Annotated in this window: 13 protein-coding genes; 9 read left to right on the top strand and 4 right to left on the bottom strand. The window is 67.0% G+C overall.

Annotated features, from left to right (window positions below; translation table 11 throughout):
* Positions 1-4 precede the first annotated feature (4 nt).
* Positions 5-1,375: a tetratricopeptide repeat protein gene (locus ACN2C7_RS09385; protein WP_419321250.1), complete on the top strand. Its 1,371-nt coding sequence runs from the start codon at positions 5-7 to the stop codon at positions 1,373-1,375.
* A gap of 10 nt (positions 1,376-1,385) precedes the next feature.
* On the opposite strand, the gene ACN2C7_RS09380 is transcribed toward ACN2C7_RS09385, so the two are convergent.
* The gene (locus ACN2C7_RS09380; protein WP_419321249.1) at positions 1,386-3,053 is read right to left on the bottom strand and encodes an MFS transporter; all 1,668 of its coding nucleotides are present in this window, start codon (positions 3,051-3,053) and stop codon (positions 1,386-1,388) included.
* Positions 3,054-3,275: 222 nt separating this feature from the next.
* Between ACN2C7_RS09380 and ACN2C7_RS09375 the strand changes: the two genes are divergently transcribed.
* The 8 genes from ACN2C7_RS09375 (at position 3,276) to spt (ending at position 11,092) form a co-directional block, all read left to right on the top strand.
* Positions 3,276-3,554: an HU family DNA-binding protein gene (locus ACN2C7_RS09375; protein ID WP_419321248.1), complete on the top strand. Its 279-nt coding sequence runs from the start codon at positions 3,276-3,278 to the stop codon at positions 3,552-3,554.
* 259 nt (positions 3,555-3,813) lie between these two features.
* Positions 3,814-4,338: an LPS export ABC transporter periplasmic protein LptC gene (lptC, locus tag ACN2C7_RS09370; protein ID WP_419321247.1), complete on the top strand. Its 525-nt coding sequence runs from the start codon at positions 3,814-3,816 to the stop codon at positions 4,336-4,338.
* Positions 4,339-4,357: 19 nt separating this feature from the next.
* The gene (locus tag ACN2C7_RS09365) at positions 4,358-5,521 is read left to right on the top strand and encodes a glycerophosphotransferase (protein WP_419321246.1); all 1,164 of its coding nucleotides are present in this window, start codon (positions 4,358-4,360) and stop codon (positions 5,519-5,521) included.
* Positions 5,518-6,876: a lipopolysaccharide biosynthesis protein gene (locus tag ACN2C7_RS09360; protein ID WP_419321245.1), complete on the top strand. Its 1,359-nt coding sequence runs from the start codon at positions 5,518-5,520 to the stop codon at positions 6,874-6,876. The genes ACN2C7_RS09365 and ACN2C7_RS09360 overlap by 4 nt, the downstream gene beginning before the upstream one ends.
* A 2-nt stretch (positions 6,877-6,878) precedes the next feature.
* Complete coding sequence (locus ACN2C7_RS09355) at positions 6,879-8,582, top strand: fatty acyl-AMP ligase (protein ID WP_419321244.1); 1,704 nt, start codon at positions 6,879-6,881, stop codon at positions 8,580-8,582.
* Between the two features lie 2 nt (positions 8,583-8,584).
* The gene (locus ACN2C7_RS09350; RefSeq protein WP_419321243.1) at positions 8,585-9,529 is read left to right on the top strand and encodes an NAD-dependent epimerase/dehydratase family protein; all 945 of its coding nucleotides are present in this window, start codon (positions 8,585-8,587) and stop codon (positions 9,527-9,529) included.
* A gap of 91 nt (positions 9,530-9,620) precedes the next feature.
* On the top strand, positions 9,621-9,872 hold the full coding sequence (locus tag ACN2C7_RS09345) for an acyl carrier protein (RefSeq protein WP_419321242.1): 252 nt from the start codon (positions 9,621-9,623) through the stop codon (positions 9,870-9,872).
* 2 nt (positions 9,873-9,874) lie between these two features.
* Positions 9,875-11,092 (top strand): serine palmitoyltransferase, encoded by a 1,218-nt coding sequence (gene spt, locus ACN2C7_RS09340; RefSeq protein WP_419321241.1) that lies wholly within the window; start codon positions 9,875-9,877, stop codon positions 11,090-11,092.
* A 21-nt stretch (positions 11,093-11,113) separates the two neighbouring features.
* On the opposite strand, the gene ACN2C7_RS09335 is transcribed toward spt, so the two are convergent.
* The 3 genes from ACN2C7_RS09335 to ACN2C7_RS09325 are packed head-to-tail and all read right to left on the bottom strand — an operon-like array spanning position 11,114 to position 14,003.
* On the bottom strand, positions 11,114-12,043 hold the full coding sequence (locus ACN2C7_RS09335; RefSeq protein WP_419321240.1) for a hypothetical protein: 930 nt from the start codon (positions 12,041-12,043) through the stop codon (positions 11,114-11,116).
* A complete protein-coding gene (locus ACN2C7_RS09330; protein WP_419321239.1) occupies positions 12,040-12,957 on the bottom strand; it encodes a diacylglycerol/lipid kinase family protein in 918 nt (305 codons plus the stop codon). Before ACN2C7_RS09330 ends, ACN2C7_RS09335 begins: the two co-directional genes overlap by 4 nt.
* Positions 12,957-14,003, bottom strand: a complete 1,047-nt coding sequence (locus ACN2C7_RS09325; RefSeq protein ID WP_419321448.1) for a CDP-alcohol phosphatidyltransferase family protein — start codon at positions 14,001-14,003, stop codon at positions 12,957-12,959. The genes ACN2C7_RS09330 and ACN2C7_RS09325 overlap by 1 nt, the downstream gene beginning before the upstream one ends.
* Positions 14,004-14,127 lie beyond the last annotated feature (124 nt).

The following is a 14,127-nucleotide window of genomic DNA, read 5'->3' as shown; positions in this document are numbered from 1 at the left end:
CGCCATGCGCACAGACTATCTCGGCAACCCTGTCTCCGCCGCCAGTGACGCCGCCCAGGCTGCGGTGGACGATTTCATCGCCGGCTTCCTGGCCTATGAGACCCGCGCCGCCAACATCCTGGCGGCCGCCGACGCCGCGCCCGGCGAGCCGCTGCTCAACGCCTATGCCGCCGTCCTTTGGCTGCTGCTGGAAGCGCCGGACGCTGCAGCCCGCGCGGCGCCCTATCTGGCGCGCGCCCAGGCTGCCCTAGACGGCGCCCATGAACGCGAGCGCCAGATCGTGGCCTTCGTCTCGGCCTGGTCCGCCGACGACATCCCCGGCGCGCTATCGATCGCCGACGCCATTCTCGAGGCCTGGCCGCGCGATCTGCTGATCCTGAAGCTGCGGCAGTACCACGACTTCAATCGCGGCGACTTTCCCGCCATGCTGCGCGCGGCCAGTCGCTGCCTGCCAGCGGCCGGCGACATTCCCTACCTGCACGGCATGCTGGCCTTCGCCTACGAGCAGTGCCACCTGCTGGAAGAGGCCGAGGCCGCCGCCCGCCATGCCCTGTCCCTGCAGCGCAAGGAGCCCTGGGCCCAGCACGCCCTGGCTCATGTCATGCTGACCCAGGGCCGCATCGACGAGGGCGTCGCCTTCCTGGAGGGCGTGCGCGACACCTGGACCGACCTGAACTCGTTCATGGACACCCACCTTTGGTGGCACCTGGCGCTGTTCTATCTCAGCCAGGGCCGGTTCGAGGCGGCGCTGGCGGCCTATGATGAGCACTGCTGGACGCAGTCCAGGGACTATTCACAGGACCAGGTCGGGGCGGTGTCGCTACTGGCCCGTCTGGAGCTGGCCGGCGTCGATGTCGGACCGCGCTGGAGCGATCTGGCCGACCATCTCGCCGCCCGCGCCGATGACATCGTGCAGCCTTTCCTGTCGCTACAATATCTGTTCGGCCTGGCCCGAGCCGGTCGGCCCGAGGCGGACCAGCTTCTGGCGGCGATCCGGCGGGCGGCCGTCGAAGCGCCAGACTTCGTTCGCGCCACCTGGCGTGATGTCGCCCTGCCCGCCGCCGAAGGTCTGGTCGCCCATGTGCGCGGCGACTATCCGGCCGCCCTGCGAGGCCTGCGCGCGGCCCTGCCCCGTCTGGCCGAAGTGGGTGGCAGCCACGCGCAGCGCGATCTTTTCGACCAGATCGTGCTGGACGCCCTGATCCGGTCCGACCGCCTGTCCGAAGCCCAGCAGATGCTGGAGTTGCGCCGCGGCTTCGATCCCGACGGCCTGCCCGTCAACCAGGCGCTTGCGGACCTGTATGAGCGCCTCGACCTGCCGGCTCAGGCCGCTGTGGCCCGCGAGCGCGTGGCGCGCCGCCGCGCGGGCCTCTAGTCTCGCGACCCTAGGCCTCGATATCGACGTCCTTGGTTTCCTTGAGGAACAGGATGCCGATCACGGCCGTCACGCCCGCCACCACGATCGGATACCAGAGGCCGTAATAGATATTGCCCGTGGCCGCGACCATGGCGAAGGCCGTGGTCGGCAGAAAGCCGCCAAACCAGCCGTTGCCGATGTGATAGGGCAGGCTCATCGAGGTGTAGCGGATATTGGTCGGGAACATCTCGACCAGCATGGCGGCGATCGGCCCGTAGACCATGGTCACATAGATCACCAGCAGGGTCAGGATCCCGACCACCAGCGGCTTGTTGACCAAGGCGCTGTCGGCCTTGGCGGGATAGCCGGCCGTCTTGAGCGCCGCGCCAAGCTGGGCCTCCCAGGCCTTCTTGCGGTCCTTGAACGCCGCCTTGTCCAGCGTGTCGCCCGCGAAGGACGGCAGGACGGTCTCGCCGATCCTGACCTGCGCCACGGTCCCGGCGGGAGCCGCTGCGTTCGTATAGGTGACGCCGGCCTTGGCCAGATAGGATTTGGCCAGGTCGCAGGAGGTATTGAACACCGTCTTGCCGATCGGATCGAACTGGAACGAGCAGTCGGCCGGGTCAGCGAACACGGTCACCGGCGAAGTTGCTACGGCGGACGCCAGTTGCGGGTTGGCGGCGACGGTCAGGGTCTTGAACAGCGGGAAATAGGTCAGGCAGGCCAGAATGCAGCCGGCCATGATGATCCACTTGCGACCGATCTTGTCCGACAGCCAGCCAAACAGCACAAAGAACGGGGTGCCGATCAGCAGCGAGATCGCCACCAGCATGTTGGTCAGGCCGCCATCGACCTTGAGCATCTTCTCCAGGAAAAACAGCGCATAGAACTGACCCGTGTACCAGACCACGGCCTGGCCGGCGGTCAGGCCCACCAGCGCCAGAATGACGATCTTCAGGTTGCCCCATTTGCCGAAGCTGTCCGCCAGGGGCTTCTTGGAGCCCTTGCCCTCGTCGATCATCTTCTGGAACGACGGACTTTCGGAAAGCTGCAGGCGGATCCACAGCGACACGCCCAGCAGCAGCACCGAGATCAGGAACGGAATGCGCCAGCCATAGTCCTTGAAGGCGTCCTCGCCGATGACGTTGCGAGTCGCCATGATGACGATCAGGCTGAGGAACAGGCCAAACGTCGCGGTGATCTGGATGAAGCTGGTATAGAGCCCGCGCCGATTGGCCGGCGCATGCTCGGCGACATAGGTCGCCGCCCCGCCATATTCGCCGCCCAGGGCCAGACCCTGCAACAGGCGCATCAGCACCAGGGCGATGGGGGCGATGATGCCGATCTGCTCATAGCTGGGCAGCAAGCCGACCACGAAGGTGGACAGGCCCATCAGCAGCATGGTGACCAGGAAGGTGTTCTTGCGGCCCCACAGATCGCCCAGGCGACCAAAGACCAGGGCCCCGAAAGGGCGCACCGCAAACCCGGCCGCAAAGGCCAGCAACGCGAAGATATAGCCCGTTGTCTCGTTCACACCGGAGAAGAAATGGTGGGTGATATAGGTGGCCAGCGAACCGTACAGGTAGAAGTCGTACCACTCGAAAACCGTGCCGACCGAGGCGGCGCCGATGACCAGTCCGTCCTTGCGACCGACGACAACGCCGTCCTTCGCGCCCGTATGCCCGGCGTCCGCCATGCGTATCCCCCAATTTCTGTTATCGCTACCATGGCATGAGTTGAGCGTCACCACGCTCAGACCCGCAGATCTCGGCATGTTGTCAGAGTTTTACAGGCCCGGGGAGGTGAACCTTGCCTTTCGTGACGCAGAAATGCCCGTATTTGCTGGGATGACGTGACAAATCCTTCCCGGTTCGTCAGGCTCGACGCTCCTTGATTCCACATTGGATGAGCTATCAAAATGAACGTTTCCGATCTGGTCGACGCCGCAGTCGCCGCTGACGACAAGCTGACCAAGGCTCAAGCCAAGGCAATCATCGACGGCGTGTTCAAGGCCGTGACCGAAGCCGCCGTTAGGGGCGAAGAAGTTTCGATCCCGAGCTTTGGCAAGTTCAAGGTCCAGGCCAAGCCGGCCCGCACCGGCCGTAACCCGGCCACGGGCGCGGCTATCGAGATTGCGGCCTCCAAGAAGGTCGCCTTCACGCCTGCCAAGCAACTCAAGGACGCCGTCAACGGCTGATCCTCTGGGATTTGAGACGACCGGCTCGCCAGAGGCGGGCCGGTCGTTGTCTTCACGCCTTCTGGCTCTGGCGTGCCGAGTAGCGCAGCTGCGAGCCCGTCGAATATCTCTTGGGAGTCGGCTCTGACGGGATTAAGCCGATAGCTCAACGCTTTGCGTACCGGCTGTCATGACCTCGTTTGCTCCGTCCTCAGTCCTCGTCACGAGGCGCAAGATTCGCCCTCGCCGCCGCAAGTCGGTCAGCGCTCTGCGCCTTGTCTTGCCTGCTGTCGCAGTGATGGTCAGCGGGGCCATCCTGACGCAGGCCGCCATCCACGCTGCCGAAACCAAGGCGTCGAGTGTCGTCGCGGGTGCGCCGTTGCGGATGGAAAATCCGCGCTTTACGGGCTCCATGAAGGACGGGCGCGCGTTTCTGATCGTCGCCACCGCCGCCGTGCGCGACAAGGTCGACCCCAATAAGGTCGCCCTGGAATCCCCGAAGCTGACGCGCGGCTACGGCTCGGACAATCCCACCCAGATCGTGGCAAGGCTGGGCAATTACGACGAGTCCGGGGGCGCCCTTCTGCTGACGGGCGACGTCGAGATCCAGAATGGCGACGGCTACGCGTTCAAGACCGAAAAAGCCGTGATCGATACGCGCACCGGCGAGGTGATGGGCGACTCCGCCGTGCGCGGCGCGGCCTCGGGCAATCAGGTGCAGGCCGACAGCTATTCGGTGACCGACAAGGGCGACCGGGTGATCTTCAAGGGTCGGGTGCGCTCGCGCCTCAATCCCGGCAATTGATCGGGCTGGCGAAACGCTCATGAGCCCCGTCAGGTCCGCGCCACCCAGGCCCAAGGTCTGCTTTCTCTACATCGCCCAGACGCATCAGATCCTGCACAGCCTCCCCATCGCTGTCGCCCTGGCCAGGGGCTGGCCCGGGATCGAGGTCGAGATCGCCGCCACCACCCAGGAACACCTCGACTACGCCCGCCAGCTTCTGGACGCCCTTGGCGGCGCCCCCATCGCCTCGCGCCTGCTGCCGCCGGCCTGGCTGCGCCGGGTGCGCCTGAAGGAGGCCTCGACGCCGCCCAAGGCGCTGATGCTGGCCGCCAACGCCATGGCCCTGGGCAAGATGGACGCCATCGTCACGCCCGAGCGCACCACCGCCCTGTTGCGCAAGTTCGGCGTTCGCAAATCCATGCTGGTCTATACCCAGCACGGCGCGGGCGACCGGGGCGGGGTGTTCGAGCCGCGGCTGCGCCTGTTCGATCTGGTCATGGCCGCCGGTCCCAAGCAGCGAGACCGCATGGTCGAGGGCGGCTGGGTGAAGCCGGAAAACTGCGCCATGGTCGGCTATCCCAAGTTCGACATCATCGACGCCCTGCCCGGCTCGCCGATGCCGGTCTTCCCCGGCGCAAAGCCCATCGTCGTCTACAATCCACACTTCCACGCCACGCTGGGCTCGTGGCCGCAGTTCGGCGTCAGGGTGCTGGAGCAGTTCGCGGCCGATGACCGCTTCAACCTGATCTTCGCGCCGCACATCCGGCTGTTCGACGGCGCCGGCCCGGCCATGCTGGCCGCCCTGGAGCCGTTCAGAAATCACCCGCGCATCCATATCGACCTGGGCGGTCCGGCCGCCATCGACATGACCTATACCCGCGCGGCCGACATCTATCTGGGTGACGTCTCCAGCCAGGTCTATGAGTTCCTGCGCACGCCCAAGCCGTGCCTGTTTCTCAATCCCGGCCAGGTCGCCTGGCAGGGCGATGAAAGCTTCCACCACTGGCAGTACGGCCCAGTGCTGACCTCGGTCGATCACCTGACCGACGCCGTCGAGGCCGCCCGTCTGGGTCATGGCGACTATGTCGAGATCCAGAAGAGCGGCTTCGCCGAGAGCTTCGACCTGACGGCCACGCCGTCGTCGGAACGCGCCGCCCGCGCCATCGCCGAGCGCGTGCTGGCGCGGACCGCCAAAGCCGCATGACCGCCGAGCGCTCCGTCTTCGCCCGCGTCCTGGCCAATGCCGGGACCCTGCTGGGCGGCCGCACGGTCAACGCCATTGTCGGCCTGGCCTATATCGCCCTGACCGCCCGGGGCCTGGACCCGGCCCAGATGGGCGTCCTCTACCTGATCACGACCTTCGCCCAGTTCCTGGGCGAGGTGGTCAAGTTCCAGTCCTGGCAGACGGTTCTGCAATATGGCGCCGAACCCCTGCTCAAGAACGACCGCCAGGGCTTTCAGCAGGTGGTGCGCTTTTCGCTGTTTCTGGACCTGAGCAGCGGCCTGGTCGGCGTGACGCTGGGCGTGGTCGGCGCCCTGCTGTTCGGCTCGCTGCTGGGCTGGTCGCGGGAGCTCGCGCCCGCCGCAGCGCTCTACGCCCTGACCATCGCGGTGATGACCTCGGCGACATCGGTGGGCCTGCTGCGACTGTTCGACAAGTTCCGCTATCTGGCGGGCGAGCAGGCGGTCAGCTCGATCGTGCGGCTGGTGGGCGCGGGCATCGCGTTCGCCCTCCACGCGCCGCTGTGGGCGTTCCTGCTGGCCTGGGCGGCCGGCCCGCTGGCCTCGTTCCTCTATGTGGGCGCCATCGCCTGGCGTGAGCTTGCCCAGCGCAGGATGCTCGACGGCTTCAGGCTGATCGGCCCCTTGGGCGAGGGCCTGCCCGGGGTGTGGAAATTTGCCTGGGCGACCAATTTCAGCAGCAGCCTGGATGTGGCCTTCACCCACGTCATCACCCTGATGGTCGGCTCACTGCTGGGGCCCACCCAGGCGGCGCTGTGGCGAATCGGCCGCCAGGTGGCCGACGGCATGGCCAAGCCGGCCCGGCTGGTGGTCCCGGCGCTCTATCCCGAACTGGCCAAGCTCCGCGCGCTCGGCGGCGACGCGGCGATGCGCAAGCTGGCCGGGCAGGTCGCCCTGCTGGGCGGCGCGGTGGCCGGTCTCCTGCTGCTGGTCACCACCCTGTTCGGCAAGCCCCTGCTGAGCCTGATCATGGGCGAGGCCTATGTCGGGGCGTCCGGCGTCATGACCTGGCAGGTGACCGCCGCCGCCATCGGCGTGCTGGCCCTGCCCCTGGAGCCGATGCTGGTCTCGATGCGCGCCGCAGGCGCCGCCCTGCGGGTCCGGATGGTGGTCAGCGTGGTGTTTCTTCTGGCGCTGGCGCCGCTGGTCAAGATGTTCGGCATGAACGGCGCCGGCGCAGCGCTGGTCGGGGCGGCTGTCGCCATGGCCATCGGGATGTTTCTGACACTCCGCGTGCGACTTGCGCGATCGTCCGTCCTCAGTGACAACGAACCCTCTTGCGCCGATGACGCAAACGACGCCAAAGGCGGCAGGTGATGATGATGACTCCGACTGGCGCCGGGCGAACGGTTCGTTTCGCTGATTTCCCCACCCTGACGGCCGCGCTCGACTTCGCGGCTCAGGGCGAGACGGGTGTGAACCTCTATTCGCTGCGCGGCGAACTGGTCGAGGCCCTGCCCTATGCTCGTCTGCGCGAACAGGCGATGGAGTTGGCCCAGCGCCTGCTGGCCGCCGGCGCCCGGCCCGGCGATAGCGTCGGCCTGATCGCCGAAACCGACGCCGACTTCGTCCGCGCCTTCTTCGCCTGCCAATATGCCGGCCTGCCGCCCGCGCCCCTGCCCCTGCCGGCGCCGCTGGGCGGTCGCGAAGCCTATATCGCGCAGATCGCCCGCATGCTGGCCTCGGCCAAGGCCTCGGTCCTGATCGGCCCGAGCTCGATGGCCGCCTGGCTGCCCGAGATCGCCGCCAAACAGCCGCTGAGCTTCGCCGGGACCCTGGCCGACCTCCCGCCCGCCGCTGGCGCCGAGCTGCCGGTCATCGCGCCTGATCGCACCTGCTATCTGCAGTTCTCGTCGGGCAGCACTCGTTTCCCGACCGGCGTGGTGGTCACCCATCGCGCCCTGATGGCCAACGCCCAGGCGATCACCCGCGACGGCCTGCAGGTTCGCCCCACCGACCGCGCCATCTCTTGGCTGCCGCTCTATCACGACATGGGTCTGATCGGCTTCCTGCTGAGCCCCATGACCAGCCAGATGACGGTCGACCTGCTGCCGACCGGAGCCTTCGTGCGCCGGCCGCTGATGTGGCTGGACCTGATGACCAAGAACGGCGGCACCATCAGCTACAGCCCGACCTTCGGCTATGAGCTGTGCGCCCGCCGCGCCGAGGCCGCCTCGATCGAGCATCTGAACCTGTCGGGTTGGCGCAGCGCCGGCCTGGGCGGCGACATGATCCGCACAGGCCCGCTGCGCGCCTTCGCCGAGCGCTTCAAGACGGTCGGCTTCTCCGAAAGCGCCTTTGTCGCCAGCTACGGCATGGCCGAGGCCACCCTGGCCCTGTCGATGTCGCCGCTGGGTCAGGGCCTGAAGGTCGAGACCCTGGACGTCGAGCAGCTGGAACAGGGCCTGGCGGTCATCACCGCTGACACCGATCGCGCCCGCGACTTCGCCCGCAACGGCCCCGTCCTGCCGCACCATGAACTGGAAGTCCGGGGCCAGGACGGCGCGGCCTTGCCCGAGCGCGGCGTGGGCCGAATCTACGCCCGCGGACCCAGCCTGATGCGGGAATACTTCGAACAGCCCGAAGAGACCGCCCGCGTGCTGTCGGCCGATGGCTGGCTGGACACCGGCGACCTTGGCTATCTGATCGACGGCGAGATCGTCATCACCGGGCGCGGCAAGGACCTGATCATCCTCAACGGCCGCAACATCTGGCCGCAGGACCTGGAGTGGACTGCCGAGGCCGAGATCGAGAGCCTGCGCAGTGGCGACGTCGCCGCCTTCTCCACGCCCGGCGAAGGCGAGGAGGTCGTGGTCGTCCTGGTCCAGGCGCGCGGCGGCGATCCCGAGACCCGCAAGGCCCTGGCCGAACAGGTCGCCACGGTCCTGCGCCTGCGCCACAGCGTCGAGACCCAGGTGCATCTGGTCGGCGCCCACGCCCTGCCCCAGACCTCGTCGGGCAAGCTGAGCCGCTCCAAGGCCAAGGCGGCCTTCCTGGCAGGCGCCTACGCCGAGCGCGCCTGAGCATGAGCCGGGGTGTCGTTGCGGTCACCGGCGCCACCGGCTTCCTGGGCCGTCACCTTGTCCGCGCCCTGGTTGCGGACGACTGGACCGTGCGGGTTCTGTCCCGTCGCGACATCATCGATCCGGACTGGCAGGGGCTGGAGCCCCGGATCGTCATCGGCGGCCTTTCGGATCGCGCCGCCCTGGACCGGCTCTGCGCGGGCGCAACCCTGGTCATCCATGTCGCGGGCCTGATCAAGGCGCGGTCGCGGGCGGACTTTGATCGCACCAATGTTGACGGCTCCAGGGACGTGGCCCTGGCCGCACGGGCCGCCGGCGCGCGGCTCGTGCTCGTCTCCAGCCTGGCGGCGCGGGAGCCGTCGCTGTCGGACTATGCCGCCAGCAAGCGCGGCGGCGAGGAGGCGGCGCGAGAGGTGATCGGCGACAGCCTGACCATCGTCCGCCCGCCGGCCATCTATGGGCCAGGCGACATGGAAACCCTGGGCCTGTTCAAGGCGGCCCAGACCGCGCCGTTCCTGCCGGCGCTCGATCCCGCCGCCCGGATCGCCATGATCCATGTCGAGGACGCCGTCGCCGCGATCGCGGGTCTGGCCATCGATCACCGGTCTGGGGTCTTCGCCCTGTCGGACGCGCGCACGGATGGATACAGCTGGACCGAGGTGATGACTGCAGCCGCGCGCGCGGTGGGCAAAGCGCCCTACATCGCCCGCGTGCCCACATGGCTAATCAGCGCCCTGGCGCAACTGTCCGAAGGCGTATCACTCGCCAATGGGAAGATTTCGATTTTCACGACTGGCAAAGCGCGCGAAATGCTCCATTTGGATTGGAGCGTCTCGGACAGCGAAAGTCTTCCCAGCGCTATCGCTCCGCGATACGGGATCGACTCAGGTTTCGCCCAAAGCGTGCAATGGTATCGCGCAAAGGGATTTTTAGTTTCTATGGACTGATTGTAGCAGCCAATTTTGACAGAAATCCGACAATGAGGCTGTTACAATTGGAGCCAGTCAGACCCGCTAACGGGGGTTTCAGCGAGTCGATATGAAAGCGGTTACAGATCTTACCTTGCGTGAAATCGGCCTGGCGGCGTCCTCGGTGCTGGGACGCACCGTTGAGGTTTCCGACGAGACGCATATCGGCCGTGACCTTCAGGTCGATTCCCTGGCTCTGATGAACATCATCATGGAGCTGGAAGACGCGTTCGACATCTCGATCCCGCTTGATCATCTGGCCTCGGTCGAGACGGTGGGCGACTTGTCCAATCTGATAAAAGATCTTCGGAATAAGGGATAACTATGGGGCTGTTCGACAAACATCTCGGCTACCGCGATGCCTATCAAGCGATCCGGGCAGCCGGGGCTGATCCCTTCAACGTCCGGCTCGATGCGGTAGTTTCACCGACCGAGGGCGTTATCGACGGCCGCCCCACGATCCTTCTGGGCACCAACAACTATCTTGGTCTGACCTTCGACGCCGAAAGCATCGCGGCCTCGGTCAAGGCGGTGCAGGAGCGGGGCACCGGAACGACCGGTTCGCGGATCGCCAACGGCAGCTTCGAAGCCCATGTCGAACTCGAGCAGGCCCTGGCCAAGTTCTATCGTCGCAAGCACGCCATGGTGTTCACCACCGGCTACCAGGCCAATCTGGGCGTTCTGTCGACCCTGGTGGGTCGCGGCGACCACCTGATCCTGGACGCCGACAGCCACGCCAGCATCTATGACGGTTCGCGCCTTGGCCACGCCGAGGTCATCCGCTTCCGCCACAACGACCCCGAAGACCTCTACAAGCGCCTGCGCCGCATGAAGGACATGCCCGGCGAGCGCCTGATCGTGGTCGAAGGCATCTATTCGATGATCGGCGACACCGCGCCGCTCAAGGAAATCGCCGCTGTGAAGCGCGAACTGGGCGGCTACCTGCTGGTCGATGAAGCCCACTCGATGGGCGTGCTGGGCGAGAACGGTCGCGGCCTAGCCGAACAGGAAGGCGTCGAGGACGATGTCGACTTCGTGGTCGGCACCTTCTCCAAGAGCCTGGGCGCCATCGGCGGCTTCTGCGTGAGCAACATGGACGACTTCGACGTCATGCGCGTCGTCTGCCGTCCCTACATGTTCACCGCCTCGCTGCCGCCGGCCGTGGTCAGCTCGACCTTGGTCGCGCTGCGGCGCCTGGAAGAAATGCCTGAACTGCGCCATCGCCTGATGGCCAACGCCCGTCGCCTCTATGACGGCCTGACCGAGCTGGGCTTCCAGACCGGCCCGACCGCCAGCCCGATCGTCGCCATCACCATGCCCGATCAGGAACGCGCGATCGGCATGTGGAACGCCCTGCTGCAGAACGGCGTCTATCTGAACCTGGCCCTGCCGCCGGCTACACCCGACAGCCGTCCGCTGCTGCGCACCAGCGTCAGCGCGGCCCATACCGACGAGCAGATTGAAAAGGTCCTGTCCGTGTTCGCCAGCGTCGGCGCCGCGATGGGTGTAATCGACAACCAGCGCCAGCGCGTTTCCGCCTGACGCCGCCCAAGGCCGGGGCGGCTAAGCCTCGGCCTTTCGCGCCTTCTGGGCGCGCCACAGGTCCCACAGCACGCCCGGCGCGGCCAGCACCGGGTGCTTCTCGCGCCACGGCGTCAACGGCACCGGCACGCCCGTATGACGCTCGATCTTCCACGCCGCATAGCGGGCGGCTCCCTCGAAGGTGAAGGCGGCCTTGATCAGACGGGCGACGTTCAGCGACTTGCCCATCCGCCGCCGCACCTGCCAGGCGCGCCCGAAACGGGACCGCGCCTCTTCGGTCAGATTGGGCTGGACGGATCCGGGCGCGAGAATGTCCAAAAGGCCCTGTTCGCGCCAGCAGGCGACCAGCAGACGATCATAGCGCTCGGCGTCGAAGGCCAGGATCGACTGCTCGCGACCGCCGCGCTCGACGCGGAACTCGGCCTTGTAGGTCTGCTGGAACAGGGCCGACCAATAGGCCTCTGACGGGCCCTCGACAGGCCCCAGCGCCGCCGCGAACCGCGCGGCCGAGTGGGCGGCCTCGGCTACGGCGTTGATCACGACCGGTTCGATCTCGGCGCTCGAGGACCAGACCAGGGCCGAGGGCTGGACGAAGCGCGTCCAGATCGTGGTGTCGATCTCACGCCCCCGCGCCGCCAGAGCGAACTGGGCCAGAGTCATCGACGCGACCTTGGCGCGCAGGGTTCGGCCCTGGTGCTCGACCTCGTGATAGCTGACGTCCGGCCAAAGCTTGCGGGCGACCACACCGCGCCAGCCGCGACGGGCCTGGCTGGTCAGCACATAGAAATCCATGACGCCGTCGAGGTCGCCCGTGCGCAGAACCGAGCCGTAGAACAGCACGGCCACGGGATTTTCAAACGCAGAGACCAACTGGCGGGCGAAGGCGACGGCATGCGGCGGCGCAGGGGCGCGCAACTCGGCCTCGACCATCGCCAGCACGGGGCTGGTCATGACGCCAGGAACCGCAGGGTAGGCCCAAGAGAGACGGTCAGGCCGCCCGATCCTTCATAGACCTCGCCGTCGAGCACAAACGCGTCGCAGGTCTGAATGCGCAGGGACTTTGCATCTCCGCGGCGATAGCCCTGCCTTGCCAGCCATGGCGCATCTCCGCCGCCCAGCAGGGTGATCAAGGCCGATAGCAGCCGCTGAGGCTGGGCGTCGACGTCCAGCGCCTTGAGGCCCTCCCGGGGCGGCCCGAACGGTTTGATGCCCAGGGGCAGGCGCTTCAGGGTCGTCGCCATCAACAGGAAGCGGTTGCCCTTGGGGGCCGGCTCCCCGTCGATGGACAGCTCGACCGGCACCCCCTCGCGCCAGTGGTCGCGCGCGCCGCCAAACAGCGCGCCCGTCGCCGCACCGATAAGGGTCAGGCCCACGGACAGGCCGTGAAACGCCCCCATCCGGTTGACGCTCTTGGACATCTTGGTGGCCCGCACGAACGCGCCGAGCCCGAACACAAAGCCGCTCATGGCCGCCCGCCCATCGTCCCAGGACACTTCCAGCGGCGCGCGATACTTGATCACCGCCTTGGGCGAGCGCGCCGCAATCAGCGCTTCGTGCAGCGTCCAGCCCCGTCGCACGCCCAGGTCAATGGCCAGAACATTGGTCTTTCCGGACGGCAACAGAATGATCAGCGGGGACGCCTGGCCAAAGGCGCGCGGCAGGAGGCTCAGCACGTCACGGATCGTGCCGTCGCCGCCGTCGATGACCAGCAGCTCAACGCCGCGCGCCGCGAAGGCTATCAGGTCGACCTCCAGCGCCTCGCGCGTGGCCGGCCGCACCAGCATCACATCATCCGGAGCCCAGTACTCCGCGCTGCGCCCCATATTGGCGTGACTGCGCGGATTGTGGACGACGCCAACCTTCATCAGCGCGACAGCCAGGAGGTGACGCCGCCCCTGGGGGTCAGCAGGCCATGAACGATCTGGCTGGCGTGCACGACGAAGCAGATCGCCGTCCAGGCGGCCACCAGCACGAAGCCGATGTCAGGCCGGCCGACCAGGGTGGTCGCGGTCATGAACAGCAGGTTGGGGTTCCGCCGCGCGGTGATCAGCCGGAAGAAGCTGTCGAACGGCCGCCAGGCGTGCATCTCGACCTTGAACAGCGACAGGAAGATCCCCTCCTCCACCCGCTGGGCCACATAGCCGCCCACCACGATGGCCAGCAGCAACCCGCCGTGCGGCACGGTGAAGCCCAGGGCGCCCAGGCCGACAAACCAGGCCCACCACCAGAACGGCGGGTGGATCAGGTCGATGCCGTGATCGAAGACATTGCCCCACTTGGACGAGGTCAGGGTCACCCGGGCCAGCTTGCCATCGACGGTGTCCAGGAAGGTCATGATCCAGGCGCAGACCAGACCCAGGCCATACTGGCCGGTCCAGAACAGCCAGAAGGCGGCCAGCACCATCAGGAAGCTGGCGAAGGTGACCTGGTTGGGCGTGATCTTGGCAAGGGCGCACCAGCGGGTGACGACCCGGGCCGGCGCGGGCCAGACATATTTTGTCACGAGGTCCGTGACGCCCTTGTACGAGCCCTTGAACAACCGCTTCTCGACTGCATCGACCGTCTCGGGCGTCAGGCGCTCCAGCACCGGCGGCTCGCGCTTGCGCAGTTCGCTGTTATAGGCCGAGCCCAGTTCCATGGCTGTCAGACGCGGGGCCTCACCGACCACAGCAGAAAGGTCCTCGCCGACGGCAAGCGCGCGATCGGCCGGCAGGTTGAACGCCACGACGCGGCCGCTCTCGTCGATCAGCGCCACGCCGGGCCGTCCCGCCAGGGCGCGGATCAGCGCCTCATCGAACACCCAGCCGGCGTCGACCACCACCACGTCGCCGTTGGCGGGCGCCGTTTCGCGCGTGACTTCGCTCAGCCCCACGCGGCCATAGATCCGCGACAGGCGCTGGGCCGAGGTCATGCCCCAGATGCGCGTGGACGCCTGGCCGACCGTGATGGCCGCCGGCCTGGCGTCGCCGCCCTGATTACTTCCGCCGGTCAATGTGCGAGAACCCCTGGAAATTCGTGGCGAATGATAAGCAGCT

Source organism: Caulobacter sp. ErkDOM-E (assembly GCF_048541895.1).
In the GTDB taxonomy this organism is placed as follows: Bacteria; Pseudomonadota; Alphaproteobacteria; order Caulobacterales; family Caulobacteraceae; genus Caulobacter.
Note: the sequence above shows the minus strand (reverse complement) of the source record. Positions and strands in the feature narration are given on the sequence as shown.

Bases quoted from the DNA above. Each gene is read 5' to 3' on its own strand.
- ACN2C7_RS09385 (WP_419321250.1), top strand. From the start codon at position 5: ATGCGCACAGACTATCTCGGCAACCCTGTCTCCGCCGCCAGTGACGCC.
- ACN2C7_RS09380 (WP_419321249.1), bottom strand. From the start codon at position 3,053: ATGGCGGACGCCGGGCATACGGGCGCGAAGGACGGCGTTGTCGTCGGT.
- ACN2C7_RS09375 (WP_419321248.1), top strand. From the start codon at position 3,276: ATGAACGTTTCCGATCTGGTCGACGCCGCAGTCGCCGCTGACGACAAG.
- ACN2C7_RS09365 (WP_419321246.1), top strand. From the start codon at position 4,358: ATGAGCCCCGTCAGGTCCGCGCCACCCAGGCCCAAGGTCTGCTTTCTC.
- ACN2C7_RS09360 (WP_419321245.1), top strand. From the start codon at position 5,518: ATGACCGCCGAGCGCTCCGTCTTCGCCCGCGTCCTGGCCAATGCCGGG.
- ACN2C7_RS09355 (WP_419321244.1), top strand. From the start codon at position 6,879: ATGATGACTCCGACTGGCGCCGGGCGAACGGTTCGTTTCGCTGATTTC.
- ACN2C7_RS09350 (WP_419321243.1), top strand. From the start codon at position 8,585: ATGAGCCGGGGTGTCGTTGCGGTCACCGGCGCCACCGGCTTCCTGGGC.
- ACN2C7_RS09345 (WP_419321242.1), top strand. From the start codon at position 9,621: ATGAAAGCGGTTACAGATCTTACCTTGCGTGAAATCGGCCTGGCGGCG.
- spt (WP_419321241.1), top strand. From the start codon at position 9,875: ATGGGGCTGTTCGACAAACATCTCGGCTACCGCGATGCCTATCAAGCG.
- ACN2C7_RS09335 (WP_419321240.1), bottom strand. From the start codon at position 12,043: ATGACCAGCCCCGTGCTGGCGATGGTCGAGGCCGAGTTGCGCGCCCCT.
- ACN2C7_RS09330 (WP_419321239.1), bottom strand. From the start codon at position 12,957: ATGAAGGTTGGCGTCGTCCACAATCCGCGCAGTCACGCCAATATGGGG.
- ACN2C7_RS09325 (WP_419321448.1), bottom strand. From the start codon at position 14,003: ATGACCTCGGCCCAGCGCCTGTCGCGGATCTATGGCCGCGTGGGGCTG.